Annotated in this window: 4 protein-coding genes and 1 pseudogene; 4 read left to right on the top strand and 1 reads right to left on the bottom strand. The window is 73.0% G+C overall.

All coding sequences use genetic code 11. The features are described 5' to 3' along the window. Positions 1-104: 104 nt before the first annotated feature. Positions 105-1,742 carry a beta-propeller domain-containing protein gene (locus tag EYQ95_RS25700; RefSeq protein WP_132331990.1) on the top strand — a complete coding sequence of 546 codons (1,638 nt, stop codon included), beginning with the start codon at positions 105-107 and terminating at the stop codon, positions 1,740-1,742. Positions 1,743-1,810: 68 nt separating this feature from the next. Here the strand turns inward: EYQ95_RS25700 and EYQ95_RS25705 are convergent, their stop codons facing one another. Beyond that, entirely contained in the window at positions 1,811-2,479 is a 669-nt protein-coding gene (locus EYQ95_RS25705; protein ID WP_132331992.1) for a L,D-transpeptidase family protein, read from the bottom strand. Between the two features lie 215 nt (positions 2,480-2,694). Here EYQ95_RS25705 and EYQ95_RS25710 point away from each other — a divergent pair, with 215 nt between their 5' ends. The 3 genes and pseudogenes from EYQ95_RS25710 to EYQ95_RS26655 form a co-directional block, all read left to right on the top strand. Beyond that, complete coding sequence (locus tag EYQ95_RS25710; RefSeq protein WP_132331994.1) at positions 2,695-3,201, top strand: hypothetical protein; 507 nt, start codon at positions 2,695-2,697, stop codon at positions 3,199-3,201. Positions 3,202-3,260: 59 nt separating this feature from the next. Further along, positions 3,261-5,786: a DEAD/DEAH box helicase gene (locus EYQ95_RS25715; protein WP_132331996.1), complete on the top strand. Its 2,526-nt coding sequence runs from the start codon at positions 3,261-3,263 to the stop codon at positions 5,784-5,786. A 133-nt stretch (positions 5,787-5,919) separates the two neighbouring features. Next, positions 5,920-6,116, top strand: a pseudogene (locus EYQ95_RS26655) (hypothetical protein); the annotation flags it as partial.

Genomic DNA, 6,116 nt, shown 5'->3' on the forward strand with positions numbered 1-6,116 from the left:
TCATCGCCTCCACCAGGTAGTGGCCGAACCCCTCGGTTTCCGAGCAGCAGACGTGGAAGCGGCAGGCGTTCTGCAGGCCCCCCGCGCCGCCCGCTCCGGTCGCGGTGGCGGCCGCGCCGGCGTCGCTGGACCGCATCGAGGTCACCGGCGCGCGCGCCGGCGGCGAGGAGAGCATCACCAACAACCAGGTGCAGGGCGTGGACGAGGGCGACATCGTCAAGCGCCGCGGCGACGTGCTCGTCGTGCTGCGTCGCGGCCGCCTGTTCACCCTGCGCATCGGCAGCGACGTGTTGCGGACCGTCGCCACGCTCGACGCCTTCGGCCCCGACGTCGACCCCGCGGGCACCTGGATCGACGAGATGCTGGTGAGCGGCGACACCGTCGCGGTGATCGGCTACAGCTATGCGCGCGGCGGCACCGAGGTGGCGCTGTTCGACCTCGACGCCCGCGGCGGGCTGGCCTACCGCGCGACCTACCAGCTCAGGAGCCACGACTACTACTCCGCGCGCAACTACGCCAGCCGGCTCGTCGGACGGCAGCTGGTCTTCTACTCGCCCATGCACCTGGACGCGCATGCGCCCTGGCTGGAGGCGATGCCGTCCTACCGCCACTGGCGCGGCGATGCCACGCCGGCCGGTTTCCGCCGCATGCTGCCGGCCGAGCGCATCTACCGCGGCGTCGACGAACTGCGCCCCGGCGCGTCGCTGGCGCTGCACACGGTGTCGGTCTGCGACCTCGCGCGGCGCGAGATGGCCTGCCGTGCCACCGCGGTGCTGGGGCCGCCGGGCCGCGTCTTCCACGTGGCGCAGGACGCGGTGTACGTGTGGACCACCGATGCGGGCGAGGCCTCGGGCTTGTTCCGCCTGCCGCTCGACGGCGGCGCGCCCTCGCACCTGCGCGCGAGCGGCAGCCCGGTCGATACGATGGGTTTCCTGCAGCGCGACGGCCACCTCAACGTCGTACTGCAGCGCGAAGGCCGCGGCGAGGGCATGTGGGCCTCGAACGCGACCGGCGGCGAGCTCGCGCTGCTGCGCGTGCCGCTGTCGGCCTTCGGCGGCCTCGACGCCCGCGCCACGCGCCGCCACTACCGCGCCCTGCCCGGCGATGGCGGCTGGGGGCTGCGCAACCGCTTCGTCGGCGACTGGCTGGTCTACGGCAACGAGGGCGCCACCGCGCGCATGGGCCGTCGCGTGCATGCGCTCCGCTTTGCCGATGCCTCGCCCGTGCAGGCGTTCGCGCTCGCGCATGCGCTGCAGCGCATCGAGGCGCTGGGCCGCGATGCGCTGCTCGTCGGCCCCGACGGCGCCGACCTGCTGTTCACGCCGTTGCAGCTGGCCGGGCACGCCCGCCTGCAGGCGCCGTGGGTGCAGCGCGGCGCGATGCAGGGCGACGACCGCACGCACGGCTTCTTCTACCGCGCCGATGCCGCGGACGCCGGCGTGCTGGGCCTGCCCATCCTGCGGCAGGACGAACGCGGCGAAGGCGCGGGTGTGCTGTTCCTGCGCCAGCGCGCATTGCGGCTGTCGCCACTGGGCACGCTGGATGCGCGGCGCACGCCGCGCGACGACGACGGCTGCCGCGCCAGCTGCGTGGACTGGTACGGCAATGCACGCCCGATCTTCGTCGGCGACCGCGTGTTCGCCCTGCTGGGCTACGAACTGGTGGAAGGGCGCGTGCAGGGCGAGCGCATCGTCGAGCGGCGGCGCGTGGACTTCACTCCGGCCGCCGCGATCGCCGACTGACGCCTCGCCGGGGGCCCGCGTTCCGGCAGGCCCCCGGCTCACCCTCCCGTTCCAGGCGATGTCTTCGGTCAGCGCGCCGCCGTGCGGCCCGCCCCCGTGGCATGGGACGCCAGTACCGCGTCGCCCTCCCCCGATTCCAGGCCGGTGACCGGATTGACCGGCACGCGCTCGCCCGGGTTGACCACCGCGAGGCTGTGCGAGGCCTCGTCGGCGATCACCACCATCATGTCGCGCTCGGTCAGCTCGAAGAGCTTCTCGGCGAAGGCATGCGGCAGGCGCACGCAGCCATGCGATGCCGGATAGCCGGGGATCTTTCCGGCGTGCAGCGCGATGCCGTCCCAGGTCAGCCGCTGCATGAAGGGCATCGGCGCGTTGTCGTAGAGGTTGGAGTAGTGCTCGCGGCGCTTCTGCAGGATGGGAAACGCGCCCGTGGGCGTCTCGTGGCCGGGCTTGCCGGTGCTCACTGTGGAGCGCCCGATGCGCACGCCGTCGGCGTACACGTGCGCCATCTGCTGCGGCAGGCTCACCACCACCACGATGCGGCTGCCCGGCTGCGCCTCGCCGCTCCATTCGAACTCGCCCGGCGCGAGCTCGGCCTGGGCCGCCTGCTCGACGGCGGCGGGCGCGGGGACGTCGCGCGCCAGCGCCGGCGCGGCGGTGGCGGCGAGCAGCGCGAGCATCAGCAGGCGCAGCCGAAGGCGCGGGGATTTCGTGCGGAAAGTGGGCGTCGTCTTCATGGCCCCGACGCTAGCGGGGCGCGCATCACGGCCCGTTTGACCTTGGCCACCGCCCGCTAAACGAAACAGGCATTTCCGCCCGGAAACCGAGCGCGCGCATCACCGGTGCTTCGCATCGCGCGCTGCCGCCTGAATGCACCCGCGAACGGACGCGTAGCAGCGCCTGCACGCGGCCTCGGGCAGCATGGAATCCACCGCTTCGGACTGCGCGCGCGATGACGACTCCCTGGCCCGGCTTCAGCGATGCCCACACCCTGGTCCTGCCACTGCACGACGCGCCGCCCGGCGCGCCGCTGGACATCGACGGCCGCCGCTTCGCGCCCAAGGACGAGCTGCACGTCACCCTCATCGGCAGCGCCTTGGGCCGCGAGCTGCACGCCGCGCTGGGCAACCGGCGCGAGGCCGCGGTGCGGCCTGCGTTCGAGGCGCTGGACTGGTCGCCCGTGCGCACCGGCGTCGGCGCGGTGATCGAGAAGCGGGGCCGCCGCGACGACGGCGGGGCCGGGCTCGTGGCGTCGATGATCGAGTTCGTCGACCTGCCGGCCCTGGCGTTCTTCTCGCGCTGGCTGGGCGGGCTGCTGGGCCGCCAGCTGCCGGTGCCGCCACCGCACGTGACGCTCTATACGCACGGCTGCGCCAAGGGCATCGGCATCCCGACTGAGGCGAAGCTGCGCGCCTGGCGTCGCGGCGAGATCGACCTCCGCGCGCTCCTGCCCGGCTGAGTCTCACAGGCTGCGACGCCACTGCGGCCCAATCCTCCGCCCCGGGGCGGAGAGCGGACATGGCGGAGCGTGGACTGGTGGTACGGCACGGCGACGACCCGTCGGCAGGCGAGGCCGGGCTTCCCTCCACGCTGGCGCCCCGCTCGCGGCGCCGCGACGGCGCAGGCCTGACGCAGGCACTGGCGCATCGCTATGCCGACCGCATCACCGGCCACTTCACCCTCCCCGGCCGCGAAGGCCGCTACGCCGACCTGCCCGCCGACCTCCCGCCCGCGCTTGCGCACGCGTTGAAGGCGCGCGGCATCGAGCGGCTCTACAGCCACCAGGCCGAGGCCTGGGCGGCGGCGCGGCGTGGCGAGCACCTCGTGGTGGTCACGCCCACCGCTTCGGGCAAGTCGCTGTGCTACACGCTGCCCGTGGTGAGCGCGGCGATGGAGCGCGGCGCCAAGGCGCTGTACCTGTTCCCGACCAAGGCGCTCGCGCAGGACCAGGTGGCCGAACTGCTGGAGCTCTCGCGCGCGGGCGAACTGGGCCTCAAGGCTTTCACCTTCGATGGCGACACGCCCGGTGATGCGCGGCAGGCGATCCGCCTGCATGGCGACATCGTGGTGAGCAATCCCGACATGCTCCACCAGGGCATCCTGCCGCACCACACCAAGTGGGCGCAGTTCTTCGAGAACCTCCGGTACGTGGTGATCGACGAGGTGCATACCTACCGCGGCGTGTTCGGCAGCCACGTCACCAACGTGCTGCGAAGGCTCAAGCGCATCTGCGCCTTCTATGGATCGAATCCGCAGTTCATCCTCTGCAGCGCGACCATCGGCAACCCGAAGCAGCATGCCGAAGGCCTGATCGAGGCGCCGGTCACGGCGATCACCGAATCCGGCGCGCCGACGGGCGACAAGCACGTGCTGCTGTGGAACCCGCCGGTGGTCAATCCGGACCTCGGCCTGCGCGCCAGCGCGCGCTCGCAGAGCAACCGCATCGCGCGGCTCGCAATCAAGGCCGGCTTGAAGACGCTGGTGTTCGCGCAGACGCGGCTGATGGTCGAGGTGCTGACCAAGTACCTCAAGGACGTGTTCGATCACGACCCGCGCAAACCGCCCCGCATCCGCGCCTACCGCGGCGGGTATCTGCCGACCGAGCGCCGCGAGGTCGAGCGCTCCATGCGCGCCGGAAACATCGACGGCATCGTCAGCACCTCCGCGCTGGAGCTCGGCGTGGACATCGGCGCGCTCGACGTCGTCGTCCTCAACGGCTACCCGGGCTCGGTCGCCGGCACCTGGCAGCGCTTCGGGCGCGCCGGGCGGCGGCAGCAGCCCTCCTTGGGCGTGCTGGTCGCCAACTCGCAGCCGCTCGACCAGTACGTGGTGCGCCATCCCGAGTTCTTCATCGACGCGAGCCCCGAGCACGCGCGCATCGCCCCCGACCAGCCGCTGATCCTGTTCGACCACATCCGCTGCGCGGCCTTCGAGCTGCCGTTCGTGGAAGGCGAGCGCTTCGGCCCGATCGAGCCGGAGCTGTACCTGGAAGCGCTCGCCGAAAGCGAGGTCGTGCACCGCGAGGGCGACCGCTGGGAGTGGATCGCCGACAGCTATCCGGCCAACGCGGTGAGCCTGCGCTCGGTGGCCGACGGCAACTTCGTCGTGGTCGACCGCACCGACGGCCGCCAGCAGATCATCGCGGAGGTCGATTACTCAGCCGCCGCGCTCACGTTGTACGAAGGCGCGATCCACATGGTGCAGTCCACGCCCTACCAGGTCGAGCGCCTGGACTGGGAGGGGCGCAAGGCGTTCGTGACGCGCACGTTCGTCGACTACTACACCGACTCGATCGACTACACCCGGCTCAAGGTGCTCGCCGAGTTCGACCGCGCGGGCGCCGGCGACGGTTCCGCGCACCACGGCGAGGTGCACGTGGTGCGGCGCGTGGCCGGCTACAAGAAGATCCGCTACTACACGCACGAGAACATCGGCTACGGGCCGGTGAACCTGCCCGACCAGGAACTGCACACCACCGCGGCGTGGTGGCAGCTGCCGCAGCCGCAGCTGCTGGCCTGGTTCGCCAGCCGCCAGGACGCGCTCGACGGCTTCCTCGGCGCGGGCTACGCGCTGCACGTGGTGGCCACGCTGGCGGTGATGGCCGAGGCGCGCGACCTGCAGAAGGCCGTCGGCAACGGCGACGGCGCCTGGTTCGCCACCGCCGACGCGAACGGCCGCGGCCAGCTGCGCGGTGCGGAAGGGCAGGAGCTCGCGCCGTTCGAGCTGCAGCAGTTCGTGCCGACGATCTACCTCTACGACAACTTCCCCGGCGGCGTGGGGCTCTCCGAGCCCTTGTGGACGCGGCAGGCCGAGCTCGTGCAGCGCGCGATCGAGCTGGTGGAGCGCTGCGACTGCCGCGCGGGCTGCCCTGCCTGCGTGGGCCCGGTGCTGGCGGGCGACGAACGGGCGGCGGTCCGCGGCGACGGTGTCGAGGCCACGGTGTCGCCCAAGGCGCTCGCCCGGCGCGTGCTCAGCCTGCTGGCCGTGCCGTCGGATGGGCGAGGCCGCCACGCCGATGCCCGCGCCCTGGAGCGCGACGCATGAACCCCGCCCCATGCCACTGGCCGGCCCCATGCGGCGCCGCCAGGACGGTACCCGGCCGCGGGTGGCATGCGGGGTCGCCGCGCTGCCGGCACCGCCGCACGGGCGCCGCGGTGCAGCGACAGGGGCGCCCCGCATGACGCTCACCCTCGACAGGCTGCGCGCGCTCAAGCGCCAGGCCGGTGGCGGCGACGTGCCGTCCGCGCCGGCCCGCCCCGCCCTCCGCGAACCTTCCCCTCCGCATGCCGGGGCGCCCGCCGCGCCCTGGGAGGCGGTACTGCGGAACGATGCCGCACGCGGGGCGGCGACGGCCGCCGGAACCCCACCCGCCGC

The organism is Lysobacter sp. N42 (assembly GCF_004344885.1).